The 16,452-nt window shown below is 71.7% G+C and carries 16 protein-coding genes; 9 read left to right on the top strand and 7 right to left on the bottom strand.

The window, feature by feature from the left end:
* Positions 1 to 1,047, top strand: coding sequence for an ABC transporter substrate-binding protein (locus AB0L91_RS01475; RefSeq protein ID WP_365006851.1), 1,047 nt, complete (start codon positions 1 to 3; stop codon positions 1,045 to 1,047).
* 51 nt (positions 1,048 to 1,098) lie between these two features.
* On the opposite strand, the gene AB0L91_RS01470 is transcribed toward AB0L91_RS01475, so the two are convergent.
* Both AB0L91_RS01470 and AB0L91_RS01465 read right to left on the bottom strand, forming a co-directional pair.
* Positions 1,099 to 2,346, bottom strand: coding sequence for an HRDC domain-containing protein (locus AB0L91_RS01470; protein WP_365006850.1), 1,248 nt, complete (start codon positions 2,344 to 2,346; stop codon positions 1,099 to 1,101).
* Positions 2,347 to 2,368: 22 nt separating this feature from the next.
* Positions 2,369 to 2,920 (bottom strand): DUF3000 domain-containing protein, encoded by a 552-nt coding sequence (locus tag AB0L91_RS01465; protein WP_357345715.1) that lies wholly within the window; start codon positions 2,918 to 2,920, stop codon positions 2,369 to 2,371.
* Positions 2,921 to 3,237: 317 nt separating this feature from the next.
* Between AB0L91_RS01465 and hemE the strand changes: the two genes are divergently transcribed.
* From hemE to hemQ, 4 genes are all read left to right on the top strand, one after another.
* A complete protein-coding gene (hemE, locus tag AB0L91_RS01460; RefSeq protein WP_355277481.1) occupies positions 3,238 to 4,293 on the top strand; it encodes a uroporphyrinogen decarboxylase in 1,056 nt (351 codons plus the stop codon).
* A gap of 203 nt (positions 4,294 to 4,496) precedes the next feature.
* Entirely contained in the window at positions 4,497 to 5,855 is a 1,359-nt protein-coding gene (locus AB0L91_RS01455) for a protoporphyrinogen oxidase (RefSeq protein ID WP_365006849.1), read from the top strand.
* 125 nt (positions 5,856 to 5,980) lie between these two features.
* The gene (locus AB0L91_RS01450) at positions 5,981 to 6,136 is read left to right on the top strand and encodes a hypothetical protein (protein ID WP_365006848.1); all 156 of its coding nucleotides are present in this window, start codon (positions 5,981 to 5,983) and stop codon (positions 6,134 to 6,136) included.
* A gap of 69 nt (positions 6,137 to 6,205) precedes the next feature.
* Positions 6,206 to 6,901, top strand: a complete 696-nt coding sequence (gene hemQ / locus AB0L91_RS01445) for a hydrogen peroxide-dependent heme synthase (RefSeq protein ID WP_355277473.1) — start codon at positions 6,206 to 6,208, stop codon at positions 6,899 to 6,901.
* Between the two features lie 49 nt (positions 6,902 to 6,950).
* Here hemQ and msrB read toward each other — a convergent pair whose 3' ends face one another.
* From msrB to AB0L91_RS01425, 4 genes are all read right to left on the bottom strand, one after another.
* Positions 6,951 to 7,373: a peptide-methionine (R)-S-oxide reductase MsrB gene (gene msrB, locus AB0L91_RS01440; RefSeq protein ID WP_365006847.1), complete on the bottom strand. Its 423-nt coding sequence runs from the start codon at positions 7,371 to 7,373 to the stop codon at positions 6,951 to 6,953.
* Positions 7,374 to 7,438: 65 nt separating this feature from the next.
* Positions 7,439 to 8,779, bottom strand: coding sequence for a glycosyltransferase family 87 protein (locus tag AB0L91_RS01435; protein WP_365006846.1), 1,341 nt, complete (start codon positions 8,777 to 8,779; stop codon positions 7,439 to 7,441).
* Between the two features lie 84 nt (positions 8,780 to 8,863).
* Positions 8,864 to 10,417 (bottom strand): alpha/beta hydrolase, encoded by a 1,554-nt coding sequence (locus AB0L91_RS01430; protein WP_355277465.1) that lies wholly within the window; start codon positions 10,415 to 10,417, stop codon positions 8,864 to 8,866.
* A gap of 32 nt (positions 10,418 to 10,449) precedes the next feature.
* On the bottom strand, positions 10,450 to 11,193 hold the full coding sequence (locus AB0L91_RS01425) for a pyrimidine reductase family protein (protein ID WP_365006845.1): 744 nt from the start codon (positions 11,191 to 11,193) through the stop codon (positions 10,450 to 10,452).
* 53 nt (positions 11,194 to 11,246) lie between these two features.
* On the opposite strand from AB0L91_RS01425, the gene zapE reads away from it, so the two are divergent.
* Together zapE and AB0L91_RS01415 are read left to right on the top strand one after the other, a co-directional pair.
* Complete coding sequence (gene zapE / locus AB0L91_RS01420) at positions 11,247 to 12,266, top strand: cell division protein ZapE (protein ID WP_365006844.1); 1,020 nt, start codon at positions 11,247 to 11,249, stop codon at positions 12,264 to 12,266.
* Between the two features lie 61 nt (positions 12,267 to 12,327).
* Positions 12,328 to 13,125, top strand: a complete 798-nt coding sequence (locus AB0L91_RS01415) for a tyrosine-protein phosphatase (RefSeq protein ID WP_365006843.1) — start codon at positions 12,328 to 12,330, stop codon at positions 13,123 to 13,125.
* On the opposite strand, the gene AB0L91_RS01410 is transcribed toward AB0L91_RS01415, so the two are convergent.
* Entirely contained in the window at positions 13,114 to 13,668 is a 555-nt protein-coding gene (locus AB0L91_RS01410) for a GNAT family N-acetyltransferase (protein WP_357344784.1), read from the bottom strand. The two genes, AB0L91_RS01415 and AB0L91_RS01410, sit on opposite strands and share 12 nt — an antisense overlap.
* A 71-nt stretch (positions 13,669 to 13,739) precedes the next feature.
* Here AB0L91_RS01410 and AB0L91_RS01405 point away from each other — a divergent pair, with 71 nt between their 5' ends.
* Complete coding sequence (locus AB0L91_RS01405) at positions 13,740 to 15,248, top strand: NAD(P)/FAD-dependent oxidoreductase (RefSeq protein WP_355277455.1); 1,509 nt, start codon at positions 13,740 to 13,742, stop codon at positions 15,246 to 15,248.
* A 67-nt stretch (positions 15,249 to 15,315) separates the two neighbouring features.
* Entirely contained in the window at positions 15,316 to 16,242 is a 927-nt protein-coding gene (locus AB0L91_RS01400) for a LysR family transcriptional regulator (RefSeq protein WP_355277453.1), read from the top strand.
* The last annotated feature ends 210 nt before the right edge of the window (positions 16,243 to 16,452 follow it).

Raw genomic sequence — 16,452 nt, 5'->3', positions numbered from 1 at the left:
ATGAGGTACCGCAAGACGCTCGCCGTCGCCCTGCTCGCGATCGGCTCGCTGCTGCTGGCCACCGGCTGCCGTGACTCGCGCACCATCCCGATGGCCGACGGCAGGCCCCAGATCACCATCATGGTGGGCGGTTTGGAGAAGGTGATCTATCTCCCCGCCATGCTGGCCCAGCAGCTCGGTGCCTTCGACGCCAACGACCTCGACGTGAAGCTGCTCGGTGAACAGTCCGGCGCCAGCGCCGAGACCGCGCTGCTCACCGGCGACGTGCAGGCCGTGGTCGGCTTCTACGACCACACCATCGACCTGCAGGCCAAGGACCAGTGCCTGCAGACCGTGGTCCAGTTCGCCGACGTGCCGGGGGAGGTGGAGCTGGTCGCCACCGCCGACGCCGAGGACATCCGTACCCCGGCCGACTTCCGCGGCCGCAAGCTCGGCGTCACCTCGCTGGGCTCGTCCACCGACTTCCTCACCCAGGCGCTGGCGGGCCAGGCGGGGCTGAGCACCTCGGACTACACCCGGGTGAAAGTCGGTGCGGGCCAGACCTTCATCGCCGGCATGAACCACGACGGCATCGACGCGGGTATGACCACCGACCCGACCGTGGCCAAGATGGTGCAGTCCGGCGACGCGAAGATCCTCACCGACATGCGCAACGAGGAAGGGACCCGCGCCGCGCTCGGCGGCCTGTACCCCGCCTCCTCGCTGTACATGAAGTGCGACACCGTCGCCGCGCACCCGGAGATCGTGCAGAAGCTGGCGAACGCGTTCGTGCAGACCCTGCGCTGGATCGACACCCACACCCCGGAGGAGATCGCCGCGACGATGCCCTCGCAGTACGCGGGCAGCGATCCGGCCCTCTACGTGCAGTCGATCCGGGACTCGATCGGCATGTTCAACGGTGACGGCCTCATGAAAACCGAAGGCGCCCAGAACGTTCTGCGCATCCTCGGTCAGTACTCACGCAACGTGGCCCCGGTCCGCGACCGGATCGACCTCGCGGCCACATACACCAACCGGTTCGTCGAGCAGGCGCAGCCCGCTCCCTGATCGGTGTCCGGCGCCCTCGGCCCTGCCGCGTCCCGCGGTGGGGCCGAGGCGCTAGGCGTCGGGGGTCAGTGCCTTGGTCAGGGCGGGCACGGCCAGCGCGCGCTGCCACGGCCGGGCGCCGCCCGCGCGCAGGAACTCCTCGATCGTGGCCGACAGCTCGTCGGGCTCGCCGACGTTCTTGTAGTCGGGCAGCCCGTCCCAGCACAGCCTGCGGACCAGATCGGGGGAGAGCAGGTTCTCGACCGGGATGGCGTACTCGGTGGACAGCTCGCCCATCGCGCCGCGCGCGGTGGTCAGGCGGGCCGCGGCGGCGGGGTCGCGGCGTTCCCAGCGGTTGACCGGGGGCGGACCGTCGAAGGGCAGCGTCAGCGGGGGGAGTTCCTTGTCCGGCAGGGTGCGGCCGCGTTCGACCGCGGCCAGCCAGTCACGGGAGTAGCGGCGCTGGCGCGGGCCGCCGAAGACCGGCAGGGTGCGCAGCTGGGCGATGCTGCGCGGTTCGCCGGTGGCCGCGGCCACGATCGCCGCATCGGGCAGGATGCGGGCGGGCGCGACATCGCGGGCGCGGGCCAGCTCGTCGCGGGTGGTCCACAGTTCCCGCACGATCGCCAGCTGACGCGGGCGCCGCAGGGTGTGGATGCCGGAGGTGCGCCGCCAGCGATCGGCCTTGGGCGCGGGCGGATCCATGGTGCGGACGTGCTCGAATTCCTCGGCGGCCCACTCGATCTTGCCCTGGTCGGTGAGATCGGCGGCGACGGTGTCGCGCAGTTCCAGCAGCAGTTCCACGTCCAGGGCGGCGTAGTTGAGCCATTCGTCGGGCAGCGGGCGGGTCGACCAGTCGGCGGCGCCGTGTCCCTTGCGCAGCGAGCGGCCCAGCAGGTTCTCCACCATCGCGGCCAGGCCGACGCGCTCGTAGCCGGCGATCCGGCCGCCGAGCTCGGTGTCGAACAGCCGGGCCGGGCGCAGCCCGAGTTCGGCCAGGCCGGGCAGATCCTGGTCGGCCGAGTGCAATACCCACTCGAGCGGGTTGATCGCCTCGGCCAGCGGGGTCAGCGCGTCGGTCACCGGGATCGGATCGATCAGGAAGGAACCCGCGTCCGCGCGGCGCAGCTGGATCAGATACGCCCGCGCCGAGTAGCGGAAACCGGACGCACGCTCGGCGTCGACGGCCAGCGGACCGGTGCCCGCGGCCAGCGTGCGGGCCGCCGCGGCGACCTCGTCGGCGGTCGCCAGGACGGGTGGCACCCCCTCGGCAGGGGCGAGCAGGGGCTCTGCTGCGGTTGGATCCTCGGCGACCGGCATAAACGTGAACTCTACGTGGCGATCAAGGGCGATCGGTGCGGGTATAGGACTCCGGTCGCAAATGGGTGATCCCGGCGGGTGGCAGTCCGGCGGCGAAGGCCAGGACCTCGCAGAACGCCTCCACGTGCCGCCGCATCTCGGTGTTCATCGCTGTCCAGGAGGCGCGCAGCTCCAGCTGGTGGGCCCGGGGCGGGCCCGCGATGTCGCCGTAGCGGACCGAACTGGTGGCCGTGACGGTGCCGCCGAGGGCGGTGAACGGCTCGCCGCGCGACTCCAGGGAGTCGACCAGCCAGCTCCACGCCACCTCGGGCAGCAGCGGGTCGGCGGCGAGCGCGGCATCGATGTCGGCCTGGATGTAGGCGACCAGCCGGAACACGCCGTGCCAGGCCTCGTCGCCGTCCGGGTCGTGCAGCAGGATCAGCCTGCCGAAGGCGTCGCCCTCGGAATCGATCGGCACGATGGCGCTGTCGGGGTGGGTGACCTCGGCGCCGAGCGCATAGGAGAACGGCGCCAACCGTTGCGGGGGACGGATAGGCGCCAGCTCGATTCGAGGGTGCACGGTTGCGGTGCCCATCGCATCGACCGCCGCCCGGAAAGAAGCAGGCTCGCGGGGCGTTCCCCCGGTCGGTGCGGCGCCGTCGCGGATGTCGAGCGGTGTCACGAGGAGAAACGGTAGACCGTGCGTGCCCGGCGTCGTCGGAGGCGCGCCGCCTGTGCGCGTCGTGCGCGGGCTGTGTTGCGCAGGGCGCATTCTCGGCGTCGATGGGATGCGCGATGCGCGACGCGGGGGATTTCCGTCGGCGATCTGTGGTCGTGGCTGGATCCCCCACCCGATCGGGGGTGAGGTGGCGCTCCGGAGCCGGCATCGATGGCCGCTTAGGATGGGCGGTGATGAGCACTTACACCCGCCGCCGGTTGACCGATGCCCCCTTCCTGGCCGCCGCCACCGGCGCGACGCCCAGCAGGCGCCCCGTGTGGTTCATGCGCCAGGCGGGCCGCTCGCTGCCCGAGTACCGGGAGCTGCGCAAGGGCATCGGCATGCTCGAGTCCTGCTTCGACCCCGAGCTGGTGTGCGAGATCACCATGCAGCCGATCCGCCGCCACGGCGTCGACGCGGCAATCCTGTTCTCCGACATCGTCGTTCCGCTCAAGGCGGCGGGCATCGACCTCGACATCGTGCCGGGCGTCGGCCCCGTCGTCGCCTCGCCGGTGCGGACCGAGGCCGATGTGCGGGCCCTGCCGCGGCTGCGGCCCGAAGAGGTCGGCGCGGTCGCCGAGGGCGTGCGCCTGCTCACCGACGCGCTCGGCGACACCCCGCTCATCGGGTTCGCCGGCGCGCCGTTCACCCTGGCGTCCTACCTGGTCGAGGGCGGGCCGAGCAAGCAGCACGAGCGCACCAAGGCGATGATGCACGCCGACCCGAAGACCTGGCACGCCCTGCTCGGCACGCTCACCGACATCACCATCGCGTTCCTGCAGGCCCAGCTGGCCGCCGGAGTCGACGCGGTGCAGCTGTTCGACTCCTGGGCGGGCGCGCTGTCGCTGGCCGACTACCGCGAGTTCGTGCTGCCGCATTCGGAGCGCGTGTTCGCCGAGGTCGCCGCCGCCGGCGTGCCGCGCATCCACTTCGGGGTCGGGACCGGCGAGCTGCTCGGGGCGATGGGTGAGGCGGGCGCGGACGTGGTCGGCGTCGACTGGCGGGTGCCGCTCACCGAGGCCGTGCGCCGCGTCGGCGCCGGAAAAGGCTTGCAGGGCAACCTGGATCCGGCGATCCTGTTCGCCGGGTTCGACGCGGTCGAGGCCGAGACCCGTCGCATCCTGCGCGAGGCCGACGACGCCATCACCCTCGGCGCGACCGGCCACATCTTCAACCTCGGCCACGGCGTGCAGCCCGAGACCGATCCGGGCGTGCTGACCGCGCTCGTCGACCTGGTGCACTCGCTGTAATTCCCGTCGCGCCCGCCCCGTCCGGTGGGACGGGGCGGGCTAGTCGTCGGCCGCCGGTCCACAGCTCGATGGCCGCGCCTTGGTACTACCTGCTGGTTCCGACGTGGATGCCCTCGCGGAGATCCGGGGCGTGGTGGTGATCCCGGTGACAGCGTCGAGGGTGTGAGTTCCGGCGGTCGTCCGGGCGCGACTACGGTCGAGGCATGCGGATCGCGATCATCGGTGGCGGCATCAGTGGGCTCGTCGCGGCGTATCGACTGCGGCAGCGGCTGGGCACCGAGGCCGACATCGTGGTGCTCGAGCAGCGCGCGCGGGTCGGTGGGGTGCTGCACACCGGCGAATTGGCCGGGGAGCCACTGGATCTCGGCGCCGAGGCGTTCGTCGGGCGCAGGCCCGAGGTGATCGAGCTGATGACCGAGCTCGGCATCGCAGACCAGCTCGTCCGCCCCGCGGGCAAGCGGCCGCTGGTGTGGGCGCAGGGGGCGGCGCATCCGCTGCCCGGGCGCACGCTGATGGGTGTCCCGTCCGATGCCGAGTCCCTGCGCGGGCTCGTCGACGACGCGACGCTGGCGCGGGTCGCGGCCGAGCCGCAGCGCGCCTTCGACTGGACGCCGGGTGCCGATGTCGACGTGCACAGTCTCGTCGCCGATCGCTTCGGGCAGCAGGTCGTCGAGCGCAGTGTCGACCCGCTGCTGGGCGGCGTCTACGCGGGCACCAGCGCCTCGATCGGCGTCCGCGCCGCGCTGCCTACCCTCGCCGCCGCCCTGGACCGCGGCGCCCGCAGCCTCACCGACGCGGTCCGCGAGGCCCTGCCGCCGCCGAGCACCGCGCCGGTCTTCGGCGGCCTGCGCGACGGCTACGGCGCCCTGCTCGCCGCCCTGACCACGGCGTCGGCCGCGCGCCTGGTCACCACCCTCGCGGCGACCCGGGTGGCCACCGCGCCCCGGGGGTGGGTGGTCGACCCGATCGGCCTCGTCGACGCCGTCGTCCTGGCGACCCCGGCCCCGGTCACCGCCCGGCTGCTGCACCACGTGTCGCCGGTCGCCGCCGCGGCCGCCGGGGAGATCGACCTGTCCTCCTCGGCGCTGGTCGCCATGGCGCTGCCGCTCGCCACCGGCCTGCCGGACAACTCGGGCATCCTCGTCGCCACCGGAGAACCCCTGCGCGCCAAGGCGTTCACCCTGTCCAGCCGGAAGTGGCCGCACCTGGGCGCCCGCGAGGTCGCCCTGGTCCGCGCGTCCTTCGGCCGCTTCGGCGACGAAGCCCCGCTGTCCTGGTCCGACGAGGAACTCGTCGCCGCCGCGGTCGCCGACCTGGCCACGGTGACCGGCACCGAGATCGCTCCCCTCCAGTCCGTCGTCCAGCGCTGGCCCGGCGGTCTGCCCCAGTACGCCCCCGGCCACACCGACCGCATCGTCACCCTGGAGACCGCCGTCGCCGACCTCGACGGCCTCGCGGTGGCGGGCGCCTACCTTCACGGCGTCGGTGTCCCCGCCTGCGTCGCCTCCGGCACCGCCGCGGCCGAACGCATCGTCGGCGCCCTCACCTCCACCGTCGAGTAGGGTCGCCGCGGACAGCGGCCGGGTCGACGACCGCTGCGCCGATCCACGGGGCTGGACATGTCTCGACGCACTCACCCGGCGTGTCTTCGACCGGGTGCGATAGCGATGCTGCATGATCGCGCGCTGTGACGACCACCGGCGACCAGCCCACCCGCACCCTGATCCTCGACCCCGACCTCGGCCCGGTCGAACTCCACGCGGGCGCGGCGACCACCGTGACCTCCGTTTTCGGCAGCGACGAGACCTCGCCGTGGCGGGCGGGCAGGCCGGTGACCGACTGACGACCTCCGGCGGAACTCGTATCCCCGCCCACCCGGCAGGCGAAATCACCGCAGTGGCACCATGGATCCATGGCGCGACTCGACTATCAGGCCCTCAACTCCACCATCCGCTACCTGATGTTCTCGGTGTTCCAGGTGCAGCCGGGCGTGCTCGGCGAGGACCGGGCCGCGGCGATCAAGGAGGCACAGGCGTTCTTCGACGGCCTGGCCGACAAGGGTGTCGTGCTGCGCGGCATCTACGACGTGGCAGGCCTGCGCGCCGACGCCGACTTCATGCTGTGGACCCACGCCGAGCGTGTCGAGGACCTGCAGGCAGCCTACGCCGACTTCCGTCGCACCACCGAGCTGGGCCGGGCCAGCGCCCCGGTGTGGAGCAATGTGGCGGTGCACCGCCCGGCGGAGTTCAACAAGAGCCACATCCCGGCGTTCCTGGCGGGGGAGGACCCGGGCAACTACATCTGCGTGTACCCGTTCGTGCGGTCCTACGAGTGGTACCTGCTGCCCGACGAGGAGCGGCGCAAGATGCTCGCCGATCACGGCAAGGCCGCCCGCGGCTACCCGGACGTGCGCGCCAACACCGTCAGCTCGATGGCACTGGGCGACTACGAGTGGATCCTCGCCTTCGAGGCCCCCGAACTGCACCGCATCGTCGACCTGATGCGTGACCTGCGCGCCACCGAGGCCCGCCTGCACGTGCGCGAGGAGATCCCGTTCTTCACCGGCCCGCGCGTCGAGGTCGACCAGCTGGTCACCGCGCTGCCGTAGTCAGGACACCGCGAAGGGCCCGGTCACCTCGACCGGGCCCTTCGTCGTGTCAGTCCTCGGCGGGCTGCAGGCGCAGCGCGATCGAATTGATGCAGTACCGCTGGTCGGTGGGCGTCGCGTAGCCCTCGCCCTCGAAGACGTGGCCGAGGTGGCTGTGGCAGTTCGCGCACAGTACCTCCACCCGGCGCATACCGAGCGAGTCGTCGGCGCGCAGGATCACCGCGTCGGAATCGGCCGGGTCGAAGAACGACGGCCAACCGCAGTGCGAGTCGAATTTCTCGGTGCTGCGGAACAATTCGGCGTCGCAGGCGCGGCAGGTGTAGACGCCCTCGGTCTTGGTGTCGGTGTATTCCCCGACGAACGGGCGCTCGGTGGCGGCCTCGCGGAGAACGGCGTACTCCTGCGGATCCAGTTTCGCCCGCCATTGCTGCGGCGTCAGCTGGATGCGCGGCGTGGGCAACGATGAACTCATCACTCCACGCTAATGGTTTCGGCCGGTGCGCGCCGCGATCGTCGCGTCACAGCACCGGCCGTGCCCTATTTCAGTGCGGGTTCGCGGTCGTCGACCGGCTCTTCCGGGGCGACCGGATCGTCGCGATCGGGCGCGGGGGAGACCGCGGCGGGCGCGGGCTTTTCGTCGTCGGAACCGTCGCGCGAATCCGGCGCGCTCGCCATCCACGCCGGGTCGATGCCGAACTGCAGCCTGCCCTCGCGGCGCGCGGCCAGGTAGCGGTCACCCAGCACGCAGAACACGACGACGAGCAGCAGACCCCAGCCGAAGGTCACCCGCAGGTACTCGAGCGTGCGCCCGGTGCTCTGCCAGCGGTCCGAGAGCCACTTGTCGTAGGTCATGAACCCGAAGATCGCCAGCCAGGCAGGCCAGTTGCGCAGCACGGAATTGCGCAGCACCACCGACAGCAGGAACGGGAACAGCATCATCGAGTAGTACATCTGGCCCAGCGAGAGCAGCAGGAACGACGCGGTGAGCAGCACCCCGGAGAACGTGGTGACGAAGAACAGCTCGTCGTCGCGGTAGTAGCGCCACAGCAGCCACAGCGTCACCGCGACCACCGCGGCCATCACGCCCTGTACCAGCAGGATCAGCCAGTGCGGCAGGCCGTAGTAGAGCCCGTTCCCGCCGATCGAGCTGTTGAAGTAGTCGCGCGTCTGCGCCAGATACGGCACCACCCGGGTGAAGAACTTCTCGGGATCCGCCGACAGCGGCCAGGCGATCGCGGTGAGCGTCAGCGGCACGCCGAGCGCCGTGATGAAGACCTTCCACTGGCCGCGCACGGCCGCGACGAGCAGCAGCGGCGCCAGCGTCGGTTTGACCGAGATGCTCAACCCCAGGGCGACACCGGCCCAGAGGTCGCGTCGCGCCAGCAACAGGTGCAGGAACGCCATCTCGGCCAGCAGCAGACAGCCGTTGACATTGGTGAAGACCAGCGTGTTGGTCACCGTCTCGGAGGCGAACATCGCCAGCAGCAGCGCGGGCGCGGCGATGGAGCCGAGACCGAACTTGAACAGGCGCAGCAGCAGGTACCAGGCGATCAGGATCGCGACGGCGTTGAGGCCGATGAACAGCCAGCGGGACAGCTCGTACTCGATGACCGCCACCGGCGCGATCAGCAGCGTTCCACTCGGGTAGTACAGATAGTGCGGGTCGACCGAGGAGAAGTCGGCGGTGTACAGCGGCCTGCCGTTCAGGAACTCGAACGAGGCGTTGTACACAGGCCGGTAGTCGTCGGTGACGAATCCGTTGACCGCCTTGATGAAGACACGGTTCAGCACGGTCATGACCGCGAAGGGCCAGAGTGCGAACTTGATCACCTCGGCGGAGGTGCGAGCGGTGCGGGGCTCGAGCTGTCGGAACAACACTGGGGCACGGTACACCGGATCGGGTAGCGATGGTGTCGCCGGACCCGTCCGACGCGCCGGAATCACATGGTCGTACGGCCTGGATCAGGCGGGGCAGGCACCGCCGTCGGCGGGCAATTTCGCTTCCGCGAGGTAGTCGGCGACCGCCTTCTGCGCACAGCCGGAGTGCGCGGTCACCGGGTGCCCCCAGCCCTGCCAGGTCATGGTGGCGTGCCGGGCGCCCGCCGCCCCGAGTGCGCCGGTGACCGAGGCCGCGGCCCCGCCGACAATCGGGTCGGCGGCACCGGCGAACACCAGCACCGGCAGGTCCAGCTTCGTCGGCAGCGGCGGCGCGGTCGAGACCGGCCAGGCCGAGCAGACCATCAGCCCGATCGCGGCGGTGCGGCCGAAAACCGGATATTTGCCGGCCCAGGTTCCGGCGAGCTCGCGGGCCCGGTCCGGGGTCGGCGGCTGCTGGCTGTCGGTGCACCGGTTGACGAATTCGCCGTCGGAGTTGATCGCCGCGGATTCGCGGGCCACCAGCGCCGCCAGCGGGGCGCGGTCGCCGCGGTCGGCGGCGGCGAGGATGTCGGCCAGCGCGGTGACCCGGCTCGCCTGGTCACCGCGCGGGCTGGACAGGAACCCGGTGAGCGCGGTCGAGAGGTCGGCGCCCGAGATATCGCCGAGGCCGCCGCTGTTCGCCTTGGCCACCAGCCCGATGACGGTGGCGCGCGGGTCGGCGCCCAGGGCGCAGTTGGCGGCCTTGCAGCGCTGGGCGAACGCCGTCACGGCGGCCTCGGCGCCGGTGACGGCGGCCTCGGTCATCGTCGTCAGGTCGGCGCCGACCGGTTCGGGGGCGTCCAGGATCAGCCGGGCCAGGTGGTCGCCGTAGCGGCGGGCGTAGCTGAGCGCGACCTTGCCGCCGTTGCCCGTGCCGAGCAGGTTGATCTTGTCGACCTGCCACTGCTTGCGCAGCTGTTCGATGTCGTCGGCCGCGTGCGGCGCGTCGAAGGTGCCCTCGTAGGGCTGCAGGAAGTCGCGGCAGGCGATGGTGGCGTCCTGGCTGTAGCCGGCCACGGCGCCGACCTGGTCGTCGCTGCCGATGCCGAACTGGCCGAGGTCGGTCATCACCGCGCGCAGCTGCGCCGGGATGCAGTCGATGGGCTGGGAGGCGCCGATCCCGCGCCGGTCGACGGCGACGATCGGCTGCGCGGCCAGCAGCGCGCTGTTCGGCCCGATCGCCAGCCCGGCCAGCGTCGAGGCGGAGGAACGATCGGCGCCGGAGGTGAGTACCAGCGGCGCGGCGTCGGCCGGGGTCTGCGGCAGCCGGGCCCGCAGCGCGCCCGCCCGGAACGTGCCGAGTACGGTGCCCGCGGTGTCGATCGGGGTGGAGAAGTCGGCGCATTCGAGCACCAGCCCGGCCGGGGCCGGACCGAAGTCGAGCGAACCCAGCGTGGCGGCGGTGCAGTCCTTCCAGGCCAGGTCGGTCTTGGGGGTCTCCGCCGTGGCCGGTTCGGGCACCGTGGGTGTCTCGGTCTGCGCGCCACCGACCCCCGGCCGCTCGACAGCGACGACGGGCCGATCCGACGGTCCGGCCCCGCAGCCCGCGAGCATGATCGACAGTGTCGCGGCCGTCGCCGCGGCCCGAGTCCAGCGCATGGGTTACACACTGCCAGGTTCGGCGCCAGGTTTCATCGACGGGCCCAGCGGGCCAGTACGGTGCCGTCCTCGGCGAGCACGAGCTGCCTGCGGTGCATCGGGATGTCGAAACCGCTAGCCGACAGTGAGATTCGCCCGCCCGCCCCGCCCACCAGCACCGGGGCGGTGCTCAGGCACAGCTCGTCGACCAGATCGGCCTCGGCCAGCTGGCCGAACAGATGCGGGCCGCCCTCGCACAGCACCCGCTGCAGGCCGCGCTCGGCGAGCACCCGCAGCAGCGCGGCGGGCATGATCGCGGCCTCCCCGGCGACCACCACCTCCGCGCCCGCCGCTTCCAGCGCCTCGACCTGCTCCGCTGCCGCGTGGGCGGTGGTGATGATCAGCGGGGCGGTCTCGGCGTCGGTGAAGAACCGCGACGCCGGATCCAGGCGCGCGCTCGCGGTGACGACGGCGATCGGTGGCGGCGTGCCGTCGGCCGACCCGCCGATCCCGTGCCGGAAATGCGCGCGCCGCCGGTCCGGATCGGGGTGCGCGCCGCCGTAGTCCTCCGCGCGCACCGTGCCCGCGCCGACGACGATCACCTCCGCCAGTTCCCGCAGCAGCCCGAACACGCGGTGGTCGGCGTCGGTGCCCAACCCCGCCGAGACCCCGTCGACGGTGAACGCCCCGTCGATACTGTTGACGAAGTTGGCGCGCACCCAGGGGCGATCCAGCTGCCGGGGGTAGGCATAGCACCTGGCCAGTGCGTCGTCGTCGAGGTCTGCGAGCTGGGTCACATTGTGGATACGCTGCATAGGATCCGATGCAACCACGTCCGTACGATTCGTTCATGCAAGAACGCCTCGTCGATCGCCATCCGGAGGTCCCGGCCGACCAGCTCGTCGCGCAGATGGTGCCCCCGCCCATGTTCGACGAGGTCAGCTTCGCCTCCTACATTCCCGACCCCAAGGAACCGAGCCAGGCCGCCGCGGTCGCCAAGGCCGAGGAATTCGCCGGTCAGGTCGCCAAGATCCACAAGGCCGCGTCCAAGAAGAGCCTGTTCGGCAAGAAGAAGGCCGTCAGCGGCGCGGGTCTCTACCTCGACGGCGGGTTCGGCGTCGGCAAGACCCACCTGCTCGCCTCGATCTTCCACAGCGCGCCCGCGCCCAAGTCGTTCGGCACCTTCGGTGAGCTGACCAACCTGGTCGGCGCGCTCGGCTTCGTCAACGCCGTCGAGCGGCTCTCCGGCAACAGCCTGCTGTGCATCGACGAGTTCGAACTCGACGATCCGGGCGACACCACGATGGTCTCGCGCCTGCTCACCGAGCTGTCCGCCGCGGGCGTCTCGATCGCGGCCACCTCCAACACGCTGCCCAGCCAGCTCGGCGAGGGTCGTTTCGCCGCACAGGATTTCCTGCGCGAGATCAAGAAGCTCGGCTCCATCTTCGAGCCGGTGCGCGTCGACGGTCCCGACTACCGCCACCGCGACCTGCCGCCCGCTCCCGAGCCGACCTCGCCGGACATCCTGGCCGAACGGGCCGCCACCACCCCGGGCTCCACCCTCGACGACTACGACGCGCTGCTCGAGCACCTGAGCACGCTGCACCCGTCGAAGTACGGCGCCCTGATCAACGGCGTGACCTCGGTGTTCATCTCCGGCGTCCATCCGGTGACCGACCAGGCCGTCGCGCTGCGGATCGTGGTGCTGGCCGACCGCCTCTACGACGCCAGCATCCCGGTGACCGTCTCTGGCGCCAAGCTCGACGAGATCTTCTCCCAGGAGATGCTCGACGGCGGCTACCGCAAGAAGTACCTGCGCGCGATCTCACGACTGCTGGCGCTGTCGCGCTTCGAGGCCGCCGCCGCGTGACCGACCGGCGCCGGGTACGTTCGTGCTGACCGTGACCCGGCGTCGTCGAAGGAGCCCTGTCGTGACCCGTAGCCGTGCTCTGCGCGCGAGTCTGGCCGCCGCGACCGGAGTGGCGGTGCTGCTCGGTCCGGCCCTCGGCCAGGCCGTGGCCGCACCCGCGCCCGCCAGTGAGACCACCGCCGATCGGCTGCTCGGCCTCACCGGCGTCCAGAACGCCAGGGACGCGGGCGGTTACCGCACCACCGACGGGCACCGGGTGCGCACCGGGCTGGTGTTCCGCACCGGCGCGCTGGACAAGGCGACCCCCGAGGATCTGGCCCGGCTCAGCGCCCTCGGCGTGCGCGTCGTCGACGACCTGCGCACCGGCTACGAGCGCGGCCTCGGCGCCGACCGGCTGCCCGCGGGCGCGGTCGGCAACTCCTACGACGTCATCGGCCAGGCGCCGCCGCTGATCCTGGCGGGCGCGCTGTTCGGCGGCGAGGGCATGTACCGCGCGTTCATCACCGCGCCCGGCGCGAACGAGGCGTTCGCCGCCGTGCTGCGCGACATCATCGCCGCCGACGGCACCGGCGTGCTCTATCACTGCAGCGCGGGCAAGGACCGGACCGGCTGGACCTCGGCGGTCCTGCTGACCCTGCTCGGCGTCGACCGGGCCACCGTCATCGCGGACTACCTGGCCTCCAACGTCTACCGGGGCGCCGCGCCCACCGACCCGCTCAACGGCGTCCAGCAGAGCTGGCTCGACGCCGCGTTCGACCAGGCGGACCAGAGCTACGGCAGCTTCGACGGCTACGTGCGTGACGGCCTCGGCCTGTCCGACGCCGAGGTCACCGCGCTGCGGGCCGCGCTACTCGACTGAGTCGCCCAGCGTCCGTTCGTAGACGAAGTCGGAGTGCACCTGGTTGCCGACCGTGAACGTCTTCGTGCCCACCTGGGTGAAACCGTGCTTGGCGTAGAACTTCTGGGCGCGTTCGTTGGCCTGGTTCACGCCCAGCCACAGCACCGCCGCGCCGGCGTCGCGGGCGGTCGCCACCGCCGCGGTCATCAGAGCGGCGGCGACGCCGCTGCCGTGGTGCCCCGGCAGCACGTACATCTTGCTCAGCTCGACCACCGCACCCGGGCTGACCTGGGCATCCACCTCCGGATCGGTCGGCCTGCCCGCCACCAGCATGGCGTAGCCGACGATCTCGTCACCCTCGACGGCCTTGAGGACCGTGCGCTCCGGATCGGACAGGTACTCGCCGAACCGCTCGCCCGAGAGCATCTGCTCGAGGAAGATCTCGATATCGCCCTGGGTGGCCTCCGGCGGGCACGCCAGCGGGAAGGTCGCCGCGGCGACGTCACTGAGCTCCTCGGCATCCCAGAGCCCGGCCCGATCGACGACGACGGAACTGTTGGTCATAGTTCCAGTACAGCACGGGTCGGCCCGGCGGCGGTGGCACCCGCGCGCCGGTGCCGAGTACTCTCCTCGCCATGACGAGCGGTAGCCGCATCGGGATCGTCGGTGCGGGAGTGGCGGGTTTGGCCTGCGCGAAAGTGTTGAGTCGGGCGGGTTTCCCGGTCGAGGTGTTCGACCGGGCCCCTGATGTCGGAGGTGTGTGGAGCGCCACCCGACGCTATCCGGGGCTGCGCGCGCAGAACAGCAAGGTCCGGTACCACTTCAGCGATTACCCGATGCCCGAGGACTTCCCGCGGTGGCCCGACGGCCAGCAGATCCAGGCCTACCTGGCCGGGTACGTCCAGGAGTTCGGCCTGGCCGAACACCTGCGGCTGGGCACCGAGGTCGTCGCCGCCGACCCGGTCGACAGCGGCTGGCTGCTCGAGGTCCGTGATCGCGACGGCGTGCACCGCACCACCTGCGATCACCTGATCGTCGCCAACGGTGTGTTCAGCGACCCGGTGCTGCCCGCGCTCCCCGGCGCGGCGGCGTTCGCGGCCGCGGGCGGGCGGCTGGTCCACGTGTCGGACTTCCACGACGTCGAGCAGGCCCGCGACCGCTCGGTGGTCGTGATCGGCTACGGCAAGTCGGCCTGTGATGTCGCCGAGGCCGTCAGCCATCTGGCCGACGAGACCAGCGTCGTCGCGCGCAGGCTCACCTGGAAGATGCCGCGCACGCTCGATCTCGGCCTCGACTACGAGCGGCTGCTGCTGACCCGCCTCGGCGAGGCGCACTTCCGGTCGCGGGAGCCGCGCCGCATCGAGCGCTGGCTCGACGCGCTCAGCCTGCGGCAGGCGAACCTGGATCTGGTCCAGGAGCGGGTGACCCGCAAGCTCCGGCTACGCGAGCTCGATCTGCTGCCGACGGGCGGCATCGAGGAGATGACCAACAGCAGCGCGAGCCTGGCGACCGAGGGCTTCGCCGAGCAGGTCGAGGCGGGCCGGATCACCGTCCACCGCGAGACCGAGGTCACCGAGCTGATCGGCGGGCAGCACGGGCCCGCCGTTCGCCTGTCCGACGGCACGCTGAAACTGGCCGAGATCGTCGTCTGCGCCACCGGATACCAGCAGGAGGTGCCGTTCCTGACCCCGTTCGTGCGGCGCAGCCTGACCGACGAGGTGGGCGATTTCCGGCTCTTCCGCAACATCCTGCCGGTCGAGGTGCCCAACCTGACCTTCGCCGGCTACAACAGCTCCAATGTGAGCGCGCTGAGCGCGGAAGTCGGCGCGCACTGGATCGCCGGGCTGCTCACCGGGAAGTTCGTGCCGCCGATGCCCGAGCAGATGAACTCCGAGATCGACGAGCGGCTGCACTGGTCGCGGGAACGCTCGGCGGGCTATCACGCCCAGGGCGCGTCGGTGGTGCCGTTCTCGCTGGCCAATATCGACGAGATGCTCGACGACCTGCGCACCCCGCTGCCGCTGACCAGCAGGCTGGCCCAGTGGGTGCGCCCGGTGCGGCCGGCCACCTACCGGCGGGTGCTGCGCGAACATCCGGCGACCGTCCCCGTGGCACCCGCGCCCGCGCCGGTTGCCGAGCGGTAGCCCGACACGCAGGATCGCCGCCGCGACAACACTTGGCGGTGATCCTCGCGTTGGTGATAATCCTCGCGTGGACGCGCTGGATCTGAACCTGTTGCTCGCCCTCGACGCACTGCTGGAGACCAACAGTGTGACCGAGGCGGCCCGGCGTCTGCACACGTCGACCTCGGCGATGAGCCGTACCCTTACCCGGCTGCGCGCCGTCCTCGGCGACCCGCTGCTGGTGCGCTCCGGTCGCCGGCTGGTGCCGACCCCGCGGGCGCTGGAGCTGCGCCACGACGTCGCCGGGCTGGTCGACCAGGCGCGGTTGCTGCTCACCGCCCGCGACGACACCGGGGCGGGCCGCCATCGCGATTTCGTTGTCCGGGTGGCCGATTCGGTCGCTCCCCGGCTGACCGGTCCGCTGCTGGCCGCGGTCCGCGCCCAGCTGCCCGGCGTCACGGTGCGTGTGCTGGCCGCCGACGCCGCGGACACGGTGGTCGCCCTGCGCGACGGCCGGGTCGACGTGGAGGTCGGCATGATCGGCCAGACCGACCCGGAGACGGTGGTCACCCGCCTGTTCGCCGACCGCTGGATCGGCCTCGCCGCCGCGGGGCACCCGTTCGGCGCCGACCGCCCCACCGTGGCCGCCTACGCCTCCGCCCAGCACCTGGAGGTCTCGGCCACCGGCCGCACACACAGCCCCATCGACGACCGGCTGGCCCTGCACGGCCGCACCCGGCGCGTGGTCGCCACCGTCCCCGACCTGTCCACCGCGCTGTTCACCGTCGCCACCACCGAATTGGTCTGTCCCGCCCCGGAACTGCTCGCCCGCCCCGCCGCGCTCTCCCTCGGCCTGACGACCTTCGAGATCCCCCTCCCGCTCCCGGCCCCCGTCGTCGCCATGGCCTGGCACCCGCGCAACACCGCCGACGCGGGTCACCGCGCCCTGCGCGACCTCATCGGCACCGTCCTGCGCGAGGCCCCACGCCCCGACCTGGTCGTGGCGCCTGCCTGACCGGCCGGCGATGCCCACGGCCCGGCACGGCCGCCGCACCGGTCCACAGCCAAGAGCTGAACCGGCTGACGGTGGCGAGTTCAACCATCCTCGGTGGCGGAGAACCTGGCGCGTTTTTCGGGTCGCGGCGCAGGCTGGGCGCCGGCGTCGGAGTTCGGCGTGCGCTGTCGGCAGCGGCTGGGACGCAGACTGGGCGCCGGCGTCGGAGTT

This window comes from Nocardia sp. NPDC051833 (genome assembly GCF_040681225.1).
Lineage (GTDB): Bacteria > Actinomycetota > Actinomycetes > Mycobacteriales > Mycobacteriaceae > Nocardia.
The sequence above is the reverse complement of the archived record's forward strand: the minus strand, read 5'-3'. Positions and strand labels throughout refer to the sequence as shown.

Bases quoted from the DNA above. Each gene is read 5' to 3' on its own strand.
- AB0L91_RS01455 (WP_365006849.1), top strand. From the start codon at position 4,497: ATGCGGATCGCGATCATCGGTGGCGGCATCAGTGGGCTCGTCGCGGCG.
- hemE (WP_355277481.1), top strand. From the start codon at position 3,238: ATGAGCACTTACACCCGCCGCCGGTTGACCGATGCCCCCTTCCTGGCC.
- AB0L91_RS01405 (WP_355277455.1), top strand. From the start codon at position 13,740: ATGACGAGCGGTAGCCGCATCGGGATCGTCGGTGCGGGAGTGGCGGGT.
- AB0L91_RS01475 (WP_365006851.1), top strand. From the start codon at position 1: ATGAGGTACCGCAAGACGCTCGCCGTCGCCCTGCTCGCGATCGGCTCG.
- AB0L91_RS01465 (WP_357345715.1), bottom strand. From the start codon at position 2,920: ATGGGCACCGCAACCGTGCACCCTCGAATCGAGCTGGCGCCTATCCGT.
- AB0L91_RS01410 (WP_357344784.1), bottom strand. From the start codon at position 13,668: ATGACCAACAGTTCCGTCGTCGTCGATCGGGCCGGGCTCTGGGATGCC.
- AB0L91_RS01430 (WP_355277465.1), bottom strand. From the start codon at position 10,417: ATGCGCTGGACTCGGGCCGCGGCGACGGCCGCGACACTGTCGATCATG.
- AB0L91_RS01470 (WP_365006850.1), bottom strand. From the start codon at position 2,346: ATGCCGGTCGCCGAGGATCCAACCGCAGCAGAGCCCCTGCTCGCCCCT.
- msrB (WP_365006847.1), bottom strand. From the start codon at position 7,373: ATGAGTTCATCGTTGCCCACGCCGCGCATCCAGCTGACGCCGCAGCAA.
- zapE (WP_365006844.1), top strand. From the start codon at position 11,247: ATGCAAGAACGCCTCGTCGATCGCCATCCGGAGGTCCCGGCCGACCAG.
- hemQ (WP_355277473.1), top strand. From the start codon at position 6,206: ATGGCGCGACTCGACTATCAGGCCCTCAACTCCACCATCCGCTACCTG.